This is a genomic window from Domibacillus robiginosus (assembly GCF_000966195.1).
GTDB lineage: Bacteria > Bacillota > Bacilli > Bacillales > Domibacillaceae > Domibacillus > Domibacillus robiginosus.
In genome coordinates this window covers 37,660-60,482 of record NZ_LAHL01000025.1, presented here as the reverse complement: position 1 = coordinate 60,482, position 22,823 = coordinate 37,660, and the positions used below count along the sequence as shown (strand labels likewise).

The following is a 22,823-nucleotide window of genomic DNA, read 5'->3' as shown; positions in this document are numbered from 1 at the left end:
ATATAGTTCTGGTTCAAAGACACAACAGAAGGAGAAAAATTATGGTGAAACAGTATAGTGTCGGCCTCCTGGGTTGCGGAGAAATCAGTGATATTTATTTTCAAACATGCAAAAAGTTTGACATTATTGAAATCAAAGCTTGTGCCAGCCGGAATATAGAAAAAGCGAAAAAAAAGGCTACTGAATATAACATTTCTAAAGCATGTACCATCGATGAATTAATACATGATCCGGAAATTGATATTATCTTAAATTTAACTACACCTGATGTTCATGCGGAGTTTACTTTGGCTGCTCTGGAGGCTGGAAAGCATGTTTATTCAGAGAAGCCCCTTGCAACAAATCTTAGGGATGCAAAAAAAATTATAGATCTGTCTAAAAAAACAGGTTTGCGTGTGGGCTGTGCTCCTGATACGTTTTTAGGCGCAAGACTTCAAACCTGCAGAGAAGTTTTAGAACAAGGCATCATCGGTGATCCAATAGCAGCAAGTGCATTTGTAGTCTATCCCGGACCTGAGTCGCTTCATCCAAATCCTGATTTTTTGTTTAAAGAGGGAGCAGGGCCGCTTCTTGATATTGGGCCGTATTATATCACCGCGCTTATTTCTTTATTTGGTTCTATCGCTAAGTGTAGTGGTTTAGCAAAAAGAACTTATCTGGAGAGAACGGTTCCAAACAGCGGAAGAAAAATCCCGGTAGAGGTACCTACGCACGTGACAGGCAACTTGGAATTTGAAAACGGTGTCATTTCAACATTTATCGCTAGCTATGACGTTTGGGATTCTGAGTTGCCGAGAATGGAGATTTATGGAACAAAAGGAACATTGCTTATACAAGATGTAGATCCTTTTCATGGACCCAATTTATTTGGAGGCCCGCTACTAGTAAGAACAAAGGAGCAGTCACGCTGGAGTGAGTTACCAAGAGCTAAGGTTTCTGAATACTGGAGTGAAGTGCCTGCAACTCATGGGTATCATGAAGACTCTCGAGGCTTAGGATTAGCAGACATGGCTTATGCAATTCGGGATAATCGTCCAGAAAGAGCAAATTCCGAAATGGCCTATCATTCTCTTGAAGCGATGGTAGGTATATTAAATTCATCGGATCTGGGAAAATTTTATACACTTAACAGTACATGCTTGCAACCAAATCCATTACCTAAAAATTTTCCATCGAGTGAAGAGTCCATTAAAAAGAATTCAAAGGAAAATACTGAGGAATTTACAAAAGTATTTGATAACTAAGAGTAATGCAAGTTTTTGATTCTTAAGTAGATGTTCGATTTTCAAATAGTTAAATAAAAAACAATTATTAATAATCGTAACTGCAGAAAGGGGAAAGATGATGGGAAAACGTATTCGTTGTGCTGTTCTTGGATTAGGAAGATTAGGCTATTGGCATGCTTTAAACGCATCAAAAATTCAAAATGTAGAAGTAACAACCGTTTGTGACATGGATTTAAAAAGAGCTGAAAAAGCAGCAATGGAACTTGGTGTTCCTAAATTCACAAATAACGCAGAAGATATTTTTCAAGATGACAGCATCGACGCAGTAATTATTGCAACACCAACAAGTACGCATTTTGAGTTGTTAAAAAAAGCGTCTAACAGCAAAAAAGCAATCTTTGCAGAAAAGCCGCTGACACTTACTGTACAAGAAGCGAAAGAAATTACAAAAATCATTGAAGACAGTAAAAGTTTTTGCCAGGTTGGTTTTATGAGAAGGTTTGATCCTGCATATGCGGAAGCAAAAAGAAGAATTCACGCTGGTGATATAGGGAAGCCTATTTATTTTAGAGGGATATCAAGAGACCCGCAGGCTCCTCCTCCTGAGTATATTAAACACAGCGGCGGGATTATCACAGATGTTTCAATTCATGATTTCGATATTGCCCGGTTCTTAATAGATTCAGAAATACAATCAGTAGATACAAAAGGAAGTATACTGAAGTATCCGTTTGTTTCTGAATATGATGATGTTGATCATGCACTTAGCTTCATTCGCTTTACATCAGGAGCGGCAGGAGATATAGAAGCCAGTAGAAATGCATATTACGGATACGATATCCGTGCTGAAGTAGTCGGGACTGAAGGTACCATCCAAATTGGCAATGCTCTAAATCATCACAATGTAAATATCTTAACGAAATCTGGTCAAACGCATGATATTTTACCTGGGTTTTCTGAACGTTTTGCCACTGCTTATTCTTTGGAATTGGATGAATTCTTCAGTGATGTGCGTGAAGGGAACGATTCAAAGGTAACAGCAAGGGACGGATTAAAAGCTCTTGAAGTTTTAGTAGCTGCCAATAAATCGTTAAAGGAACAGAGAGAAGTATACGTTGAAGAATCAGAAGGAGAACTTTCTTCTGTAGAAAGATAAAAAGGCTATAGAGTACCAGTTTGTATGCCATCTTATATCTCAAAATGAAAACATTAAAAATATGCTAAGTTAGTGAAATTTCGTCCTTTGATCTAGCCAATGCATCACATATATTTCCATTATTGACTCTTTTTTTAATAAAGAAAAAATCAGTGTAAACAAGAAAGGTGGTAATGAAATAAGACAGCGTACGATTACTCTTATACACTCAAGGCAGATCAAAAAAGGAATTCGGATGAAGTTTATGGTAGACGGAAAGACATTTTTTATAGTAGGGGCAAAATGAAACAAGTATGACGGAAGAATAGCAAAACTTCCGTTTAAAAGAGCATGAAGAAGCGGATCGCCCGCTTCTTTTTTTTTTGGAAAAGGATGAGCTAAGCGGCAGTATTAAATAAAAATTTCGCAGCAGAACTTTTTGCGTCAAAACTGTATTTCTCTAAATTTTTTAGGTGATAGACTAGTATGCTTCTTAAATACCGTTATGAAATTAGAAACGCTGTTAAATCCGCTGGAATAGGCAATTTCCTGAACGGACAAATTTGTGTTATGCAAAAGCTTTTTTGCATTATTAATACGATAGATGGTTAAGTATTGATAAGGTGAACAGTTCATGTGTTTTTTAAAGATCCTTGAAAAATGGTAAGGGCTTAAGTTAGCGCAATTCGCGAGATCTGTAATTGTTATTTGTTCTTTGTAATGACCTTCAAGGTATTTGATAACGCTCCTAAGTGTTTTAAGATGAAATTCCTCTTCCCGATTCACAAGCTGCTTTAATTCATACAGAATTTTATGGATCATAATAGACGCAGCATCTTCATCTATTCTGTCGCTTTCAGCCATGTTTAAAATACTTTCTATGCTATCGCAAATCAGAAAATTGTTATCAATTGAATACACGCACCCATTTTTACTAAAGAGGTATTCAAAATAATCCTCACTTGCGTTTCCTGAAAAATGAAACCAGTCAAAAACCGTTTGTTCTTCCGCCTGGTATAAGTGTGGTTTATGACAATTTAGGAAGACAAATGTATTTTCAGGAGCGAGAAACTCTTTATCTTCATATTGAATTTTCACTTTTCCTTTTCTAATATGCATAAACAGGTAACTATTCCAATTATCCCGCTTAATGAGGTACTTATCTGTGCAATAAAAAGTCCCAGAGTAAATCAAGTGAAAAAGTGCTTTTTTAGAAAATTCACTTGGCGTATGGAAAAACATTTTTGAATGTGATAATACCCCTTTTTCAACCAATACTATCGCCTCCTTTCTATAAAGATATCATAAAATCACAATAATTTATTAGAAAATTCAATACAGCAAGAATCTTATATTTTTTGGCAGTTTTCAGTAATGAAATTTTATATGTAGTTTAATAAAATAGGTTTCAGAAAGCAATAATTAATAAAAAATAATAACTAAAGGGGATAGAAAAATGGAACTTAGAATTGGATTAGTAGGCGCAGGATGGATGGGCAAGGCTCATACGAATGCTTTTGTAAACGCTTTGATGACCTTCGGTCCTGAAGCTGGAAAGCCAGTTTTTGAAGTCGTGTCTGATGTGAGTGAAGAAGCCGCAAAAAATGCAGCTGAGCAGCTTGGTTTTGCAAGATGGACGACTGACTGGAAAGAAGTTGTACAGGATGAGAATGTGGATATCGTTGATGTGGCTACGCCAAACGCCTTCCATTATGAAGTAGCGAAAGCGGCACTGGAAAATGGAAAACATGTGTACTGCGAGAAACCGCTTACGCTTTCAGCTGAACAGTCTGAAGAACTGGCCGAGCTCGCTAAACAAAAAGGCGTTGTCAATTACGTCGGCTACAATAATGTGATGAATCCGGCTAATGCCTATATCAAAGACCTGGTTGATTCCGGCAAACTGGGCCAGATTATCAGCTTCTCCGGCACATACGCGCAGGACAGCCTGCTTGACCCAAGCCTTCCGATTACATGGCGCCATATCAACAAATTTTCCGGATCAGGCTCCCTGGGCGACCTTGGCTCTCACCTGCTAAGCATTTCGCAGTTTGTGCTTGGAAACATTGAAAGCGTTAACGCGTTGTCTAAGACGGTGATTAAGCAGCGTCCTGTATCACCCGGCTCCACAGAACTAGCCAATGTTGAAAATGACGATGTGATTACAATTCTGGCAAACTATGAAAATGGCGCAGTCGGCACTATCTCATCGAGCCGTGTAGCGGCTGGAAGAAAAAATTACCTGGCGTTTGAAATCCAGGGAACAGAAGGAACGGTTCATTACTCACTGGAGCGCATGAATGAAGTCAATGTGTACTTTACATCAGATGACAGTGCAGACAGAGGGTTCCGGACGGTATTCTTAGGCCCAGATCATAAAGGATACAGTGCTTTTTATCCAGCAGCCGGCATCGCGATTGGCTATAACGATATGAAAGTGCTGGAAGCACATGAACTGTTGTCAGCTGTTTCAAAAGGCACTTCGTATACATGTGACTTTGAGTTTGGTGCCCAAATTGACCAGACGGTGGATGCGATCCTGGAATCGGCAGCGAAACAGCAATGGGTAAATGTAAAAAATCAAGGGAAAGTCACTATCTGAAAATAAAGGCTGGACAGCACTGTGTTGAGGGGGAGAAAAGTCTCCCCCTCATAAATAATAATTAAATTAATATGAAAAAGAAAAGGAGACGTCATTATTATGAATGTAAAGATTGGTACAGCACCTGATTCCTGGGGAGTATGGTTCCCACAAAACGAGAAACAAACTCCATGGGAGCGCTGCATGAATGAAATGGCAGAGTCCGGCTATGAAGGGATCGAGCTTGGACCCTGGGGCTATCTTCCGAATCAGTACGAGCAATTGAGAGAAGAGCTTGAGAAAAGAAACTTAAAACTAACGGCTACCACGCTTGTCGGTGATCTTATGTCAGATGAGAAAACAGATGAAATGATTGCACTGCTAGACGAAATGGCTGATCTCCAGCTAAGATTCCCGACAGCAAAATATGTGGTATTAATTGATGACTGTTATACAGATCTGTTTACCGGTGAACTGATCCGGCCTGAAGTATTAAATGATGAACAGTGGGCCCAGTTCATTGGGAACATTAATCGAATCAAAAACCATGCAAAAGCCAAATATGGACTTCAAGTGGTGTTCCACCCGCATGCACAAAGCCATATTGAAACAGAAGAGCAGATTGAAAAGCTATTAAATGACACGGACATCGACCTCTGCCTGGATACAGGCCACCATGCATATGCAGATGGAGATCCGGTTGCTTTTATGCGCAAGCACCATGCCCGCATTCCGTATCTTCATATTAAGAGCTGTGACCTGAAGGTAAGAGAACAGATGCAGCAAGAAGGCTGGTCTTTTGCCAAAGCAGTAAGTGAAGATGTCATGTGTGAACCTGAATTGGGCGTAGTAGATATGGAAGCATTCTTTGAAGTCTTGAAAGAGATCAACTTTAATGGCTGGGCGATTGTGGAACAGGATATGTATCCGGCACCATTTGATAAGCCGTTTCCAATTGCTAAAAGAACAAAAGAATACTTAGATAAAATCAATAAAACAGTTGAAGTTTAAACTCAACGAATGATGAGATAATGGCAGCCTTCATGAGTGGCTGTTCTCTTATCTAGATTTGTATTGGAAATTATATAAAATAGAATTTTCAAGGAGGAAATACAGTGATAACTAAAGTGCAAAAACTGCAAAACTATATAAATGGAGAATGGGTAGATTCCCTGTCCAGCCAGACTGAAACGGTTGTAAATCCAGCAACAGGCGAAGAAATCGCCCAGGTGCCGCTTTCTACAAAAGAAGATGTAGACCATGCCGTACAGGCCGCAAGCAAGGCGTTTGAAAAGTGGTCACAGACAGCCGTTCCGAAACGTTCACGTGTCCTCTTTAAATACCAGCAGCTTCTTGTAGACAACTGGGAAGAGCTGGCGAAGCTGATCACGATTGAAAACGGAAAAAGCCTGTCAGAAGCCATGGGTGAAGTACAGCGTGGGATTGAATGCGTAGAATTTGCAGCCGGTGCACCAACCTTGATGATGGGCAGCCAGCTTCCAGACATCGCCACAAACATCGAGTCAGGCATGTACCGTTACCCGGTTGGCGTTGTTGGCGGTATCACACCATTTAACTTCCCAATGATGGTTCCTTGCTGGATGTATCCACTGGCGATTGCCTGCGGTAACACATTTGTATTGAAGCCGTCTGAGCGCACGCCTCTGTTGGCAGCCAAACTTGTAGATTTGTTTAAAGAAGCCGGCCTTCCAGACGGCGTACTAAACATCGTAAACGGAGCGCATGATGTCGTAAACGGCCTGCTTGAGCATCCAGAAGTGAAAGCTATTTCATTCGTAGGGTCGCAGCCAGTGGCAGAATACGTATACAAAACAGGCGCAGCCAACTTGAAGCGCGTACAGGCACTTGCAGGAGCGAAAAACCACTCGATCGTGCTGGCAGATGCAAACCTTGACCTGGCCGCAAAAGAAGTAACCGCCGCAGCTTTTGGTTCAGCGGGCGAGCGCTGCATGGCCGCAGCTGTTGTGGCGGTAGAAGACAGCATCGCCGATGAGTTTATCGCGAAATTAAAAGAAGCAGCCGACAACATTCAAATCGGCAACGGCCTGGATGACGGCGTATTCCTTGGCCCAATCATCCGCGAAAATGCAAAAGAGCGCACAATTGGCTACATTGAAGCCGGTATCGAGCAGGGTGCAACGCTTGTGCGTGACGGCCGCGAAGACGCAGCCTCAAAAGGAGACGGCTACTTCCTTGGTGCCACAATCTTTGACAATGTGACACAGGAGATGACAATCTGGCAGGATGAAATTTTTGCACCGGTTCTTTCCATCGTCCGCGTAAAAGATTTGGCGGAAGGTGTTCAAACAGCGAATGCTTCCACTCTTGCGAATGGTGCCTGCCTGTACACAGACAGCGCCGCAGCGGTACGCCAGTTCCGCGAAACGATTGATGCAGGAATGCTTGGCATTAACGTCGGTGTACCGGCGCCAATGGCCTTCTTCCCATTCTCGGGCTATAAAAATTCATTCTACGGCGATCTTCATGCAAATGGCAAAGACGGCGTTGAATTCTTTACACGCAAGAAAATGGTCACAGCACGCTACGTGAAGTAATCTTGAATCCGCTTCGCTGTCCGGTACAATCCGGACAGCAGGCCATTCAAGCAAAAATCAGGAGGTACATAAGATGAGCCGCTTGCTTCAAAAACCAATGAAAAACGAACAGTCAGAAGGTATCACACTCGTTCATGACGTCACACAAGAAAATTCCCCTCTCGAATATGTCGGATTTAAAGTCATTGACCTGGCTCCCGGCGCCACGTACACCGAATCATTAAACCAAACAGAATGCTGCATTGTCGCCCTGACAGGCAAGATAAACGTTACCGAGGGAAGCGAAGAATTCTGTAACCTTGGCACACGTGAAAATGTATTTGAGAAAGTGCCGACAGACAGTGTGTATATTTCCAACGATAAAACATTCCGAGTGGAAGGCGTAACGGCTGCCCGTGTCGCGCTTTGCTACTCACCGTCTGCCGAGCAGCTTCCAACATGCTTGATAAAAGCATCAGAGGTAGGGGTTGAAAACCGCGGCATTTTAAGCAATAAACGGATGGTTCACAATATCCTGCCGGATTCCGACCCGCGCGCAAACAGCCTGCTTGTCGTAGAAGTGTACACAGAAAGCGGCAACTGGACGAGCTACCCGCCGCACAAACATGACCAGGATAACCTGCCGGATGAGTCATTCTTAGAAGAATCTTACTACCATGAAATGAATCCGCCGCAGGGCTTCGTGTTCCAGCGTGTGTATACTGATGACCGCTCGATCGACGAAACGATGACTGTTGAAAACAGTGATGTTGTACTGGTGCCAGCAGGCTACCATCCAGTCGGCGTGCCGGATGGATACGAATCCTACTACTTAAATGTCATGGCCGGCCCGACACGTATCTGGAAGTTTTACAATGATCCAGACCATGAGTGGATTCTAAAACGTTAACCAAATTAAAGGAGCGGTGAACTCAGATGAACTATACATTTAACAACGAAAAAGAACTTGATGTGATCGCCATTGGACGTGCCTGCATCGATTTAAATGCAAACGAATACAACATGCCAATGGAAGAGACGATGACGTTTACGAAATACGTGGGCGGCTCGCCTGCAAACGTTGCCATCGGCAGCGCAAAGCTTGGCTTGAAGGTCGGCTTTATCGGCAAATTAGCTGATGACCAGCATGGAAGATTCATTGAAAAATACATGCGTGAAGTCGGTGTGGATACATCGAACATGGTCACAGACAAAGAAGGGCATAAAACAGGTCTTGCGTTTACGGAAATTTTAAGCCCGGATGAGTGCAGCATCTTAATGTACCGTGACGATGTGGCAGACTTATACCTGGAGCCGTCTGAAGTCAGCGAAAACTACATTCAGAAAGCAAAAATCCTGCTTGTATCCGGTACAGCCCTGGCAAAAAGCCCGTCACGGGAAGCCGTTTTGAAATCGGTCAGCCTGGCGAAAAAGCACGGCGTGAAAATTGTCTTTGAACTGGACTACCGTCCGTACACATGGCAGTCGTCAGAAGAAACAGCCGTTTACTACTCACTTGTAGCGGAACAGTCCGATATCATCATTGGCACACGCGATGAGTTTGATGTAATGGAAAACATTCAGGGCGGCGACAACAACGAAACCATTCAAAACTTATTCAAGCATTCAGCTGATCTTGTGGTCATCAAGCATGGAGTAGAAGGGTCATACGCGTACGCAAAATCAGGAGAAGTATTCCGGGCACAGGCGTACAAAACAAACGTACTGAAAACATTTGGTGCCGGTGATTCCTATGCATCTGCTTTCCTTTACGCACTTGTCAGCGGAAAGGATATTGAAACGGCTTTAAAATACGGCAGTGCTTCTGCATCCATCGTGGTCAGCAAGCACAGCTCGTCTGATGCGATGCCGGTAGCTTCTGAGATTGAGCAGCTAATTGCCGCTGCTGTCCACGTATAAAAAATGACTCGGTAAGAGGTGAATAAGAGATGGGAACCATTCGACTAACAACCGCGCAAGCGTTAATTACATTTTTAAATCAGCAGTACATTCACGTTGATGGCGAAGAAACACCCTTCGTCGAAGGCATTTTTAACATTTTTGGTCACGGAAACGTGTTAGGGATCGGCCAGGCGCTTGAGCAGGATGCCGGCCATTTGAAAGTCTACCAGGGAAAGAATGAGCAGGGCATGGCGCATGCCGCAATCGCCTATAGCCGTGAAATGCTCCGCCGCAAAATCTATGCGGTCACGACATCTGCCGGACCTGGTTCTGCGAATTTAATCGCCGCAGCGGGAACAGCGTTTGCGAATAATATTCCGGTTCTCCTGCTTCCAGCGGATACCTTTGCCTCGCGCCAGCCTGACCCGGTGCTGCAGCAGCTGGAGCATGAACACAGCACAGCCGTGACGACAAACGAAGCGTTTATGGCAGTTTCCCGCTACTGGGACCGCGTAACGCGCCCGGAACAGCTCATGTCCGCACTGATCCGCGCCTTTGAAGTGATGACAGACCCGGCCAAAGCCGGTCCGGCAACGATCTGCATCGCACAGGATGTCGAAGGGGAAGCGTTTGACTACGACGAGCGTTTCTTCGAAAAACGCGTTCATTATTTGGACCGCAAGCCGGCTGTTGAACGCGAACTGCAGGGTGCAGCGGAACGAATCAAAGCAAGCAAAAAGCCTGTTATTATTGTCGGCGGTGGTGCCCGTTATTCAGGTGCCCGTGACATCTTAAAACAAATCTCTGAAAAACATAATATCCCGCTTGTGGAAACACAGGCCGGGAAATCAACGGTGGAAGTGTCGTTTCCAAATAACCTGGGCGGCTTAGGCATCCTTGGTACGTCGGCTGCAAATAAAGTGGCCCGTGATACAGACCTTGTGATCGGTGTCGGCACACGCTATACCGACTTTACTACTTCATCCAAAACACAGTTTGATTTTGAAAAAACATCATTCTTAAACATTAATATTAGCCGCATGCAGGCGTATAAGCTGGACGCATTCCAGGTAGTCGCCGATGCAAAAACGGCGCTTGAACAGCTGGCATCTCTTTTGGGAGATTATGAAACCGCATTTGGCGGCCTGCTTTCAGCCTGGAAAGAAGAATGGCTGGCAGAACGCGACCGGCTGGCGAACGTAACGTTTAATCGCGAAAGCTTTACGCCGGAAATCAAGGATCAATTTTCTCAGGAAACAATGAATGAATATGCCGATGTGCTAGGTACTGAATTCACCCAAACGGCCGCTTTGGTTGCGGCTAATGAAGCAGTCGCACCGGACAGCGTCATCATTGGTTCAGCTGGATCCCTTCCGGGCGACCTGCAGCGCTTATGGCATTCTAATGTGCCGAATACCTACCACCTTGAATATGGCTATTCCTGTATGGGATATGAAGTAGCCGGTGCACTGGGTGCGAAACTCGCTCACCCGGACCGCGAAGTATATGCGGCCGTCGGCGATGGGAGCTTCCTAATGCTTCATACCGAGCTTGTAACAGCGCTTCAGTATGGCAAAAAAATCAATATTCTTCTGTTTGATAACTCTGGTTATGGATGTATTAATAACCTGCAGATGGGTAATGGAAGCGGAACATACTTCTGTGAGTTCCGTACACATGACAACAAGATTATGAACATCGATTATGCGAAAGTGGCGGAAGCTTACGGAGCAAAATCATACAAAGCCAACACAGTAGAAGAACTGAAAGCAGCGCTTGAAGATGCGAAAAAGCAGTCCGTTTCCACATTGATTGACATGAAAGTGCTTCCGAAAACGATGTCGGATGGCTATGACGGCTGGTGGAATGTTGGAGTAGCTGAAGTATCCGAGTCTGAAAGCGTTCAAAAAGCCTATGCTGCAAGAGCGGAAAAACTAGAAACGGCGAAAACGTACTAAGCGGAGATCACACAGAGTGCAGGGCAACGAACGCCGTATTTGCTTGGAAAGCCAAAGTAGACTGGTCAAGCAAGTTAATGCTTCAAAAAAATGAAGTAAGGCCTTGGGTTAACAGAGAAAGTAGAGGGCTGATTGTATGTTAGTATCGATGAAAGACATGCTGCAAAAAGCAAAGCAGGGCGGCTACGCCGTTGGACAGTATAACATTAATGGTCTGGAATTTGCTCAGGCGTTTTTGCAGGCAGCAGAAGAAGAACGGGCGCCCATTATTCTGGCCTCGTCCGATCGGCTAGTTGATTATCTAGGCGGTTTTACAACGATTGCCGAGATGGTCAAGGCGCTGATGGAGGAATTAAATATTACCGTGCCGGTTGCGCTTCATTTAGACCACGGCATGAGCGTCGAGCGCTGTAAGAAAGCGATTGATGCAGGCTATACGTCTGTGATGATCGACGGCTCTCACAGCCCAATCGGCGAAAATATTGCGATGACGAAGGAAGTCGTCGCGTATGCAAGGGAAAAAGGGGTCACGGTTGAAGCAGAAGTTGGTACAGTCGGCGGGCAGGAAGATGGCATGGTCGGCGGTATTCAATATGCGAATCTGGATGAATGCATCCGAATCGTTGAGGAAGCCGGCATTGATGCACTGGCCGCGGCACTTGGTTCGGTTCACGGCCCGTATCAGGGTGAGCCGCAGCTTGGCTTTGATGAAATGAAAGAAATTTCGGAGAAAACGGATGTGCCGCTTGTCCTGCACGGCGGCTCCGGCATTCCGCTTCATCAGCTTCAGCGCGCCATAGAGCTTGGCCACGCAAAAATTAATGTCAACACAGAAAGCATCCAGGCATGGACCGCCTCTGTCCGTAAAACATTAAACCAAAACTCGGATGTATACGAGCCGCGGCTGATTTTACTGCCGGCCATTGAAGCAGTAAAGGACGCCGTAAAAGGGAAAATGAGAGAATTTAATACGAGCGGCAAAGCCTAATACGCTTGTCTGGTATCAAGAGAGAGGAGCTGGTCCGTAAGGGCGGCTCCTTTTTCTCAAAGAGTAAGAGCAGGATGTGAGCATATGAACAAACACAGTCAAAGGTTGTTTTTACTGATTTCTTTTCTTTTTTGGTTTTCGCACTTTATTTATATTCCGATGCTCTCTCCTTACATCGAGCAGATAGGGGGCACATATACCTTTATCGGGATCGTTCTGGCAAGCTACGGGCTGATGCAGTTTTTATTTCGCCTTCCGATCGGTATCGGGTCCGATCTTTGGAATAAGCGAAAAGGCTTTGTTGTGGCTGGGATGGCCGTAAGTCTGCTCAGCTGTTTAGCTTTTGCGCTGACCGAAAGCCTTGGCTGGGTGCTTCTGTCTCGTTCACTGGCGGGCATCGCTGCCGCCACCTGGGTGGCTTTTACCATTCTTTTTTCAAGCTACGCAGCGGGGCGGGATCTGCACCGGGCGATGGGCCATTTATCGTTTGCGGTCGTGTTTGCCCAGCTGCTTGGGATGGCGCTCAGTGCATGGATCGTGGAAGAGTGGGGCTGGCATGCACCGTATTGGATCGGTATTATGACTGGCGCTACAGGTCTGCTGCTTTCGCTGTTCATAAAGGAAGGAAGCTCAGAAGCAAAACGAGAACCAGTTCAGCTGAAGGAGCTTGGAACAACGCTTAAGGAACCGATGCTGCTAAAAGTATCGCTGCTGTCCATATTAGCGCACAGTGTCATGTTTACCACGATATTTGGTTTCACAACAGACTATGCATTGTCAGCCGGCCTGCGGGCAAGCGAAATTACACTTCTTGTGTTTGCGTTTATGATCCCGCATGCGGTTTCTACTCTGTTAAGCGGCAGCTGGTTTGTCCCGAAGTTTGGCAAATGGGGTACACTGCAAATTGCTTTTTCTGCCGCAGCCATCTTTACTTTTCTTATGCCGTTCGCGGATACAAAAGCAGCCTTGATCGCTTTGCAGCTGGTAAATGGATTTGCCCTCGGACTTGTATTTCCGCTTTTTCTTGGTATGGCGGTGGAAGAAATGCCTCACGCCAAACGGGCAACAGCTATGGGAGCGTACCAGGCTCTTTACGCGATTGGCATGTTCGTTGGTCCTTTTCTGGCTGGTATTTTAAATACGTATTTTGGTCTGGAGGCAAGCTTTTACTTTTCAGGCTTTATCAGCGTATTAGGGGTGTGGTGCAGCGTAAAATGGCAAGAAAGAATGAAAGCGGAATCAGTATTTTAGCATACGAATCAGCTATATTAAGAAATATTCCAATCAGGACTGGAAAGGCAGGTGGAAAACTAATGCAAATGAGGGATGTAGCCAAGCGGGCGAATGTATCGCCAGCGACTGTATCCAGGGTGCTTCGCCAGCCCGATTTGGTCAAAAAAGAAACGAAAGAAAAAGTGATTCAGATTATCAACGAACTGAATTATAAACCCAATATGATCGCCAGCCAGTTTCGTACACGTGAAACAAAAACGATTTTAGTAGTAGTGCCAGATATCACCCGTCCGTTTTTTTCCGAAGTGCTGCGCGGCATTGAGCATACAGCGCTTCAAAACGGTTATCAGGTGATTTTAGGGGATACAGAAAACCGGATTGAACGAGAAAAAGAATACATTGAACTTTTATATAGAAAGCAGGCAGAGGGCGCCGTGCTGTTAACAGCACGTATGGATCGAGACAGTCTAAAAGAATTATCATCCCAGTTTCCTGTCGTTCTAGCATGTGAATATATGGACGGTCTGGATATTCCAACGGTTTCGATTGACAATATCAGCAGTGCTCGCAAAGTGACCGAGCACTTAATCAACGTTGGACACAGAAAAATTGCACATATTTCTAAAGGAACGGACGTAATTCTAGGAAAGGACCGCCAGCGCGGCTATCAGCAGGCCATGATGAGCCATGATTTGCCTATTAATCCATCTTGGGTGCAGGAAGGAGATTATGATATAGATTCTGGATACAAACAAATGGTGAAGCTGCTGGCACTGGAAGATCGCCCGACGGCTGTGTTTGTATTTAATGATGAGATGGCCCTTGGTTCAATCAAGGCAGTAAAGGATCATGGTCTTCGAGTGCCGGAAGACATTGCGATTGTTGGTTTTGATAACCTCCCGATGGCGTCATTTTTCAGTCCGTATATGACAACGATTGACCAGCCGAAATATGAGATTGGCCAAAAAGCCGCAGATTTACTTCTACGGCTGTTAAAAGGGATATTCATTAAGCGGAAAAAAATCGTTATGAAAGATGAATTAATCATTCGAGAATCATGTGGATTTTATCAAAAAGAGCAATTGTTTGGGGAAGCGGAAAAGGTTTAATTTAGTTGGTTTTACTCCGGTAATCAGAGGATTGTGTTTTCGGTCTTTCGAAAGGATACATAGTCACCGAGTCTATGAAGAGGCTCAATAAAAATGTCCTAAAGTACAAATAAAAGACCTTATAATACAAACGCATACTTTATCATTTTGGCGAGAACACCCCCACTTCAAGCTTGCTAAGTGGGGGATGAATCGCTGCTCTTTCAGTCATTCTTCTTCCTTGAACGCTCTATTGTTAAAATGGTATAATTAGGTACAGAACAAACGTTCAGGGGATGAGGAAAATGAGGAAAACCAAAACAGATGAAACAAAGAAACTTCATTTTAAAGCCTTTCGGTTTAAAATCCATCCAAGTGACGAGCAAAAACAACTGATTAACCAGACGATCGGCTGCTGCCGGTTTGTCTACAATTATATTTTAAATGAAAACATCAAGAGTTTCGAAAAAACAAAAAAACGGTATACAGAAACAGCTGCTAAAAAGCTCCTCCCTGGGCTAAAAGAAACATTCAAATGGTTGTCTGGTTCTGACAGTATTGCGCTTCAGGCAAGCATCGAATATCAGTACGAAGGATTCAAAAAATATAAGGAACAGCCGAAAAAAGAATTAAAAAAACGAGCCGCTAAAAAATGTGCAGAAGGTTATACGCCGACGGCGTATGATTTCAAAGGCCATCCAACATTCAAAAGCAAGAAAAAACCGGTTCAAAGCTACACAACCAAAATGACAAATCACAATATTAAAATGATAGATAACCGCATTCAGCTGCCGAAACTCGGCTGGATTCGTTTTTCCAAGTCCCGAAACATCGAAGGCGACATTAAGCGTGTCACTGTGCGCCGCAGCAGTACTGGCCGGTATTCTATCTCGGTCATTTGCGAGATGCCTTATTCACCGTACAAACCAAGCACCAGCGATGCCATTGGCATTAATCTGGGATTAAAAGAGTTTGCCGTGCTCTCCAATGGTGAATCCATTGCCAACCCGAAATACTACCAGAAATATGAAAAGCGGTTAGCCTTTCTTCAGCGTGCGTTTGCACGTAAAAAAGAAGGCTCGAAATCGCGGGAAAAAAATAAAGCCCAGATTGCTAAACTGCACGAAAAAATCAAACACACAAGAGAAGATTTTCTTCACAAGCTGACGACCAGGCTCGTTCATGAAAACCAAGTGATCGCAGTGGAGAATTTGTCAGTGAAGAATCTCGTCCAAAACAATAAACTAAGCAAGGGGATTCACGATGCGTCATGGTCGAGGTTCAATGAAATGCTCGCTTACAAAGCGAAGTGGTACGGACGGACGGTTATAAAAGTCGATCCGTTCTTCCCATCAAGCCAGCTCTGTTCTAGGTGTGGCCACCAGCATAAAGATGTAAAAAATCTCGCTGTCCGGGTGTGGGAATGTCCGTCCTGCGGTGTGCGTCACGATCGGGACCTGAATGCGAGCTTGAATATCAAAAGAGAAGCCCTTCGGCTTCTGTCTGGTTAAGGTTGGTCATAAAACCGTTGGAATACGGAGTTAGCCTGATTACTGGGGGTCGAAGATCCCCTTGCCCAGGAATCCCCCACTTCAACCGTCAGGTAAGTGGGCGGTAGTTCAATTCTTGTCCTATAATATGGATGTACCGAAAGAAGCACTGCCAAGAGACTTCGGGACAAAAGCAAGTGCCGTATTTGTTAATTTACATGGGAGAAATAAAAGCAAACAGGTGAGGATAAAGGAGAGCACAAATTCCGTTTTTGCTAGGAATTGCTGGGAGCGGCGCATCAGTGAGCGTTCGGCAAAATGCAAGGAGCAAGACAAAAGTGAAGGAATTTGGGACGAGTGGATAAAGTATTACAATAAATAAAAGTAACGAAAGAATAAAAGGCCATCACTACGCTTTCACGTTGTAGAAAGAATTAAAGGTTAAACGGTAGGGTGGTAGTGGTTGTCCTTTTAATATTTTGTTTTGAGAAAAAAATACTTATACTTCTAATTTGTTGATGACGTATTAATTTCGACTCAGTAACTCTTATCTTCTTGTAGACAGTTACTAGCTATACAGGCAGGACCTAAATAATAATGTACTTTTTTGAAACGGGAATGTACATCTTATTTAGGTTCTTTTTATTTTACAAAAGGAGAGATCTTAGTGGATTACAGAAAATTAGGACTTAAGGCGTTGGAGTGGAAATAAATAACAATAATATAAATAATTTAATATATTATGCTATATGATTTGAGTTCGAGGATGATTTATTGATAAAGGAGAAAAGGACTGTGCTGCTTGGTGGTTTAACAATTAAAGAAAACGATTTTAGAAAAAAAGCACCTTACTGTCCTCGGATTTTTTCTGAAAAATCAATAAAGCAAGAATCCTATATTCTTTAGCAATATTTAATAATTACATCGCGTGCCTACTATAATAAACTAAATTTATCTTAAGCAATATAATTAAAAATAAAGAGGGTAATAGAATGGAACTTAGAATTGGATTAGTTGGCGCTGGATGGATGGGCAAGGCTCATACGAATGCTTTTGTAAACGCTTTGATGACCTTTGGTCCTGAAGCCGGAAAGCCGGTTTTTGAAGTCGTGTCTGATGTGAGTGAAGAAGCCGCAAAAAATGCATCTGAGCAGCTTGGTTTTGCCAGATGGACTACGGATTGGAAAGAAGTTGTGCAGGATGAGAATGTAGATATCATCGATGTCGCCACGCCAAACGCGTTTCACTATGAAGTAGCAAAAGCGGCACTGGAAAACGGAAAGCATGTGTACTGCGAGAAACCGCTTACGCTGTCTGCTGAACAGTCTGCAGAATTGGCTGAGCTCGCTAAACAAAAAGGCGTTGTCAATTACGTCGGCTACAATAATGTGATGAACCCGGCTAATGCGTATATCAAAGACCTGGTTCAGTCCGGACAACTCGGCCAGATTATCAGCTTCTCCGGCACATACGCACAAGACAGCCTGCTTGACCCAAGCCTGCCGATTACATGGCGCCATATCAACAAATTTTCCGGGTCAGGCTCCCTGGGAGACCTTGGCTCTCACCTGCTAAGCATTTCGCAGTTTGCGCTTGGAAACATTGAAAGCGTTAACGCGTTGTCCAAGACGGTGATTAAGCAACGCCCAGTGTCACCTGGATCGACAGAGCTGGCAGACGTTGAAAATGACGATGTGATTACAATACTCGCAAACTATGAAAATGGCGCAGTCGGCACCATCTCATCGAGCCGTGTAGCGGCTGGAAGAAAAAATTACCTGGCGTTTGAAATCCAGGGAACAGAAGGAACGGTTCATTATTCACTGGAGCGCATGAATGAAGTCAATGTGTACTTTACGTCAGATGACAGTGCAGACAGAGGGTTCCGGACAGTATTCTTAGGCCCAGATCATAAAGGATACAGTGCTTTTTATCCAGCAGCCGGCATCGCGATTGGCTATAACGATATGAAAGTGCTGGAAGCACATGAACTGTTGTCAGCTGTTTCAAAAGGCACGGCGTACACTTGCAACTTTGAATTCGGTGCCCAGATTGACCAGACGGTGGATGCAATCCTGGAATCAGCAGCGAAGCAGCAATGGGTGAATGTGCAGAACAAGGGAAGAGTGACTATCTAAAATTAAGATTAGCACAGCAACTGATTTAAAAGTCTTTGACTCATTTGAATAAAATGAAATGAATACTCTCCTAATTTTTCGTTTCATTTTATTCTTTAAATGAGCAAACAATCAGTCAATTTCAAATTCTAACATGGTTTTCTTTCATAAGAATTATTAAAGGTAAGTTTTTTTGTAACGATATATAAGTAAATTCTATTTTATGTAATTTCTATTTCTAGTATTTTTGTAAGCGTGATCATAAAAGTGAATAAACTTTAATTTAAAGTTTCTGTAGAGGGGATAAGAGTTTATTCTATCATTCCTTTGCAATCATGTTTAACAAGGAGCTTAACAGTTCTTTGTTAAAACATCTAAGATCAAAAAGGAGGAATTTAACGTGGAAAACGTCAAGCTATCTAATGATCCTTCCGTTCAAATAGAACCTGGCAAGGAAAAGGATCCGAAAAAGTTTTTGAAGTTAGTTACTATTGTATCAACTTTTGGTGGGCTGTTATTTGGATATGATACAGGGGTTATTAATGGTGCGCTTCCATTTATGGCTAGACCTGATCAATTAAATTTAACTCCTTTCACTGAAGGTGTAGTAGCAAGTTCTTTAGTATTAGGTGCTGCGTTTGGTTCACTATTTGGAGGACGCTTAGCGGATAATAAAGGGCGCAGAAAGGTTATTTTGTATCTTGCGATGTTATTTTTCTTTGCATCAATTGGCTGTGCTATAGCGCCAAATACAACGGTAATGGTTGGTTTCCGTTTTCTCTTGGGACTTGCTGTTGGCGGTGCTTCCGTCGTTATTCCATCATACCTTGCTGAAATGGCTCCCTCAGACAGGCGCGGTGTCTTAGTTACTCAAAATGAATTGATGATTGTGACTGGACAGTTTCTTGCTTACGTCAGTAATGCTGCAATTGGGAGCACTTTTGAAGATGCGGGGCATGCGTGGCGCTATATGTTAGTTATCGCGACATTGCCGGCTATAGCGCTTTGGATCGGCGTATTGATTTTACCGGAAAGCCCTCGATGGTTAGCATCAAAAGGAAAAATAGGTGAAGCATTTAAAATACTTCAACAGATTCGCAGTGAAAGCATCGCCCAACAAGAGTTAAAGGAAATTCAAGGACATATTGCAAAAGAGCAAAATACAGAAAAAATGAGTTTCAAAGATTTACGGACGCCTTGGGTTCGGCGCATTGTCATTCTCGGTATTTCTATTGGAGCTACATCCCAATTAGTAGGTATAAATTCTATTATGTACTACGGAACACAAATTCTTGAAAGCTCAGGTTTTGGAACAAAAACAGCATTAATTGCAAATGTAGCCAACGGAGTAATCGCCGTTGTGGCGGTTATCGTGGGTATGTCCCTGCTCCATAAGGTAAATAGGAGAACAATGATGCTTACAGGCTTAACAGGGGTAACAGTTGCTCTTATCGCAATTGGTATTTCTGCTACAGTGCTTACGGAGTCTCCAGCATTACCATACGTAGTATTATCAATGACAGTCCTATATCTAGCGTTTTTCCAAGGTGCTGTTGGTCCATTAACATGGCTCCTGCTTGCTGAAATCTTCCCTGCCCGCCTGCGTGGTATAGGTATGGGGACGGCTGTTTTGTTTTTATGGATTTGCAACTTCTTAGTGGGGTTATTCTTTCCTGTTCTTCTGGATGGAATCGGACTTTCAAACACATTTTTCATATTCGCTGTATTTAGTATCGGAGGACTCGTCTATTTAGCGAAATACTTGCCAGAGACGAGAGGACTTTCTTTGGAGCAAATAGAAGCTAACTTTAAACAAGGAAGTAAATAAAAATTAGAAAATGGTTGGAATTGAAATCGTAAAAAAGTTGTAGTTTAATTTTGTCGGTGCTAGCATACAACATAAACAGTTACAAGGCTTCTACATCCGTGAGGAACCTTGTAACTGTTTAGATAATTTAATGCTAAATTACTTATGAAAGTTGTATCTCTGTCTAGACTTTTCATCACCAACAAATGACTTGAAGAGTGATATTGAGACAAAAAATCATTTGCAAGAAGAGAAAAAATGATTTTAACAGCTTTAATTTTCGCTTGAATTCTTGAAAGTGATTGATATTATCCCTGCTTTGGCCTTACTCGTGTTTATACAGTTTCTTCAAGGATTTCCGTTATAATATCCTGCATACACTTACCAGTCTGTTCTCCTTTTCTCAAATTCAACCTTTAATATCAACTGAGAGGGAAATCGACAGCAATTTCTCCTGTGATTCAATACTAAGCGCCTCATACTCCAGAACATAACGCATGTGCCCTTGTTTAGCTGAGCGTTTAATATAAAGTCCGCTGCTAACTCAACCGAAACACCATTTAGTCCGGCATCTTTTATATATAGGTTAGGGAATAGGTTGCCGGCAGATTGAGTACAGCATATTCAGGTATTAACCGATGTGTATAGCTCTCTTCCGCATAACTGAACGTAGCATCGGTTTCGTGCACAATAGAGTACCGGTCCTCTAAAATATTGCCATAAGCCTTGCTTCTTGCAGGGAAGGGGAGGAAAAGCGCTGGTACATGGCTTCTTTGGCTTTTTTTATTGTAGTATTGGTGCTGTGAAAGCCGGTCTTCCCACATTTTCTTTTCGTTTACTCACTGAATTTTTTTAGATCACTTTCTTGAATAAGGGGAATGGCTCGCCCTTCCATTTATCCTTCAGAAGCGGGAAGAATTCCTTTATTAATATAAGCAGCAATAAAGTTCCGATGTGTCTGTAGTTACTCTGCCAATTGGTTTAAAGTTAAACCTTTCAGCGTTTTAGATATAATTTTGATAAGCTGTTCAATTCTTCTCTAGAAAAAAATAGTCCTTGCTGACCGTCTCAAGGACCATCCACAGATTTTAGCTTTCCTTCCTGAACATACGCATAGATCATAGAAACAGAGCAGCCAATTATTTCGGCGACTTCCTTTGTTGAATAGTATTTCTCTTGGTGTAGATACTCGTTATAATAGTTTTGCTAACTACAAAATAATAAATTGTATGAAAAAGGATGCGAACCATGCCGATTAATTCTTTTGAAAACTACCCGATGAGCTGGAAGCCATCGATTGATAAAACCCAAAAGCCTATTTATCAAGCACTCGCAGGACAATTAAAAGAAGATATTTTAAACGGAGTTTTATTACCTGGAACAAAGCTTCCTCCACAGCGAGAGCTGGCTGACTATTTGGATTTAAATTTGAGTACCATTTCAAAAGCATTTAAAGTGTGTGAGCTAAAGGGTTTATTGAGTGCCTCTGTTGGAAGTGGCACATTTGTATCGTATGACGCGTTATCGAATGCGTATTTGCTTGAAGATACAAAGCCAAAACATTTAATTGAAATGGGAGCAACACTACCAGACAGTGGTTCTTATGAGCCGCTGCTAATTCAACTAAAAAGTATGCTGCAAGAGGCGGATTATGAAAAATGGTTTGGTTACGGTCGGGCAGGCGAAAGTCTTTGGCAAAAGGATGCCGCTATAAAGCTAATCCAAAGAAGTGGGTTTGAAACAACCGTTGATCACATTTTATTTGCGAATGGGGGCCAAAATGCGATTGCTGCTACGCTGGCGAGTCTTTGTCAGCCTGGAGACCGTATTGGTGTTGACCAGCATACGTACCCTGGCTTAAAAACTGTTGCAGCGATGCTTAATGTGCAAATAGTACCGATAAAATCAGAGAATTATGAGATGAGTCCAGCGTCTTTTGAATATGCATGTAAAAATGAAAATATTAAAGGCATTTACTTGATTCCAGATTATCATAATCCGACAGCTTCCTTTATGTCGGTCGAGAATCGAAAAATGATTGCAGCAATTGCCAAAAAGTATAATCAATTCATTATTGAAGATGGGGCGTACCATCTTCTTAACGAAAAGCCCCTGCCAGCGATCGCATCATTTGCACCAGAACAGGTTATCTATATTGCGAGTTTATCCAAATCGTTAGCACCGGGCTTACGACTAGCCTATGTAGCAGTGCCGAGTCAATTCAAGGAGCCAATTTCAAAAGCACTTTATAACTTAAATATAACAGTATCCCCCTTATTAGCAGAACTAACAGCACGTACAATTGTATCCAATCAATTTGAATTCTTAATTGAGAGTCATCGGGAACAAACCATTCGCAGAAATCAAGTCGTAAATCAGTACTTGGGTGATTATACGTGTTTAGGTGTTGAAACAGGTATCTTTCGCTGGCTGCTATTACCAGGAAGGATGACAGGTGCTGAATTTGAAACGTTAGCTGCACAGCAGGGAGTACAAGTCTACGCAGCTGAACGTTTTGTAGTTGGAAATAGTTGTCCAGAGCGGGCTGTAAGGGTTGCTGTCTGTGCACCAGCAACACTGGAAGAGCTTGAGCAGGGACTGATAATCCTTAAACGCTTATTAAACGATCTTACCTAATATTGTTCGCCATACAATTATAATATTGTATGGCTTTTTTATGCATGTTATGATCATTTAAATCTAGTTGAAGGAGTATAAAAAATAGGATTAACTTTTAAAAAGG

General features: G+C 42.9%; 16 protein-coding genes and 1 pseudogene. 15 read left to right on the top strand and 2 right to left on the bottom strand.

What is annotated here, in order from left to right; all coding sequences use genetic code 11:
* Positions 1-41 precede the first annotated feature (41 nt).
* The gene (locus VP97_RS14005; protein WP_245629894.1) at positions 42-1,244 is read left to right on the top strand and encodes a Gfo/Idh/MocA family protein; all 1,203 of its coding nucleotides are present in this window, start codon (positions 42-44) and stop codon (positions 1,242-1,244) included.
* Positions 1,245-1,344: 100 nt separating this feature from the next.
* Complete coding sequence (locus tag VP97_RS14000; protein ID WP_050182467.1) at positions 1,345-2,382, top strand: Gfo/Idh/MocA family oxidoreductase; 1,038 nt, start codon at positions 1,345-1,347, stop codon at positions 2,380-2,382.
* Positions 2,383-2,805: 423 nt separating this feature from the next.
* On the opposite strand, the gene VP97_RS13995 is transcribed toward VP97_RS14000, so the two are convergent.
* Positions 2,806-3,636: an AraC family transcriptional regulator gene (locus tag VP97_RS13995; RefSeq protein ID WP_050182466.1), complete on the bottom strand. Its 831-nt coding sequence runs from the start codon at positions 3,634-3,636 to the stop codon at positions 2,806-2,808.
* Positions 3,637-3,817: 181 nt separating this feature from the next.
* On the opposite strand from VP97_RS13995, the gene VP97_RS13990 reads away from it, so the two are divergent.
* From VP97_RS13990 to VP97_RS13930, 12 genes are all read left to right on the top strand, one after another.
* Positions 3,818-4,963, top strand: coding sequence for a Gfo/Idh/MocA family protein (locus VP97_RS13990; RefSeq protein WP_050182465.1), 1,146 nt, complete (start codon positions 3,818-3,820; stop codon positions 4,961-4,963).
* A gap of 99 nt (positions 4,964-5,062) precedes the next feature.
* Complete coding sequence (locus VP97_RS13985; protein WP_050182464.1) at positions 5,063-5,953, top strand: sugar phosphate isomerase/epimerase family protein; 891 nt, start codon at positions 5,063-5,065, stop codon at positions 5,951-5,953.
* A 104-nt stretch (positions 5,954-6,057) separates the two neighbouring features.
* Positions 6,058-7,518 carry a CoA-acylating methylmalonate-semialdehyde dehydrogenase gene (locus VP97_RS13980; RefSeq protein WP_050182463.1) on the top strand — a complete coding sequence of 487 codons (1,461 nt, stop codon included), beginning with the start codon at positions 6,058-6,060 and terminating at the stop codon, positions 7,516-7,518.
* A 73-nt stretch (positions 7,519-7,591) separates the two neighbouring features.
* Positions 7,592-8,407, top strand: coding sequence for a 5-deoxy-glucuronate isomerase (gene iolB, locus VP97_RS13975; protein WP_050182462.1), 816 nt, complete (start codon positions 7,592-7,594; stop codon positions 8,405-8,407).
* A 26-nt stretch (positions 8,408-8,433) separates the two neighbouring features.
* Entirely contained in the window at positions 8,434-9,417 is a 984-nt protein-coding gene (gene iolC, locus VP97_RS13970) for a 5-dehydro-2-deoxygluconokinase (protein WP_050182461.1), read from the top strand.
* A gap of 29 nt (positions 9,418-9,446) precedes the next feature.
* Positions 9,447-11,357: a 3D-(3,5/4)-trihydroxycyclohexane-1,2-dione acylhydrolase (decyclizing) gene (gene iolD, locus VP97_RS13965; RefSeq protein WP_050182460.1), complete on the top strand. Its 1,911-nt coding sequence runs from the start codon at positions 9,447-9,449 to the stop codon at positions 11,355-11,357.
* 136 nt (positions 11,358-11,493) lie between these two features.
* Positions 11,494-12,345 (top strand): class II fructose-1,6-bisphosphate aldolase, encoded by an 852-nt coding sequence (gene fba / locus VP97_RS13960; protein ID WP_050182459.1) that lies wholly within the window; start codon positions 11,494-11,496, stop codon positions 12,343-12,345.
* An 84-nt stretch (positions 12,346-12,429) separates the two neighbouring features.
* The gene (locus tag VP97_RS13955; protein WP_050182458.1) at positions 12,430-13,596 is read left to right on the top strand and encodes an MFS transporter; all 1,167 of its coding nucleotides are present in this window, start codon (positions 12,430-12,432) and stop codon (positions 13,594-13,596) included.
* Positions 13,597-13,658: 62 nt separating this feature from the next.
* Positions 13,659-14,687 (top strand): LacI family DNA-binding transcriptional regulator, encoded by a 1,029-nt coding sequence (locus VP97_RS13950; protein WP_050182457.1) that lies wholly within the window; start codon positions 13,659-13,661, stop codon positions 14,685-14,687.
* Positions 14,688-14,971: 284 nt separating this feature from the next.
* Positions 14,972-16,177: an IS200/IS605 family element RNA-guided endonuclease TnpB gene (tnpB, locus tag VP97_RS13945; RefSeq protein ID WP_050182456.1), complete on the top strand. Its 1,206-nt coding sequence runs from the start codon at positions 14,972-14,974 to the stop codon at positions 16,175-16,177.
* 971 nt (positions 16,178-17,148) lie between these two features.
* On the top strand, positions 17,149-18,294 hold the full coding sequence (locus VP97_RS13935) for a Gfo/Idh/MocA family protein (RefSeq protein WP_050182454.1): 1,146 nt from the start codon (positions 17,149-17,151) through the stop codon (positions 18,292-18,294).
* A gap of 379 nt (positions 18,295-18,673) precedes the next feature.
* Positions 18,674-20,101 carry a sugar porter family MFS transporter gene (locus VP97_RS13930; RefSeq protein WP_082220357.1) on the top strand — a complete coding sequence of 476 codons (1,428 nt, stop codon included), beginning with the start codon at positions 18,674-18,676 and terminating at the stop codon, positions 20,099-20,101.
* Between the two features lie 1,047 nt (positions 20,102-21,148).
* Here the strand turns inward: VP97_RS13930 and VP97_RS24930 are convergent.
* A pseudogene (locus VP97_RS24930) lies at positions 21,149-21,238 on the bottom strand (helix-turn-helix transcriptional regulator); the annotation flags it as partial.
* Between the two features lie 90 nt (positions 21,239-21,328).
* On the opposite strand from VP97_RS24930, the gene VP97_RS13925 reads away from it, so the two are divergent.
* A complete protein-coding gene (locus VP97_RS13925) occupies positions 21,329-22,717 on the top strand; it encodes an aminotransferase-like domain-containing protein (RefSeq protein ID WP_050182453.1) in 1,389 nt (462 codons plus the stop codon).
* Positions 22,718-22,823 lie beyond the last annotated feature (106 nt).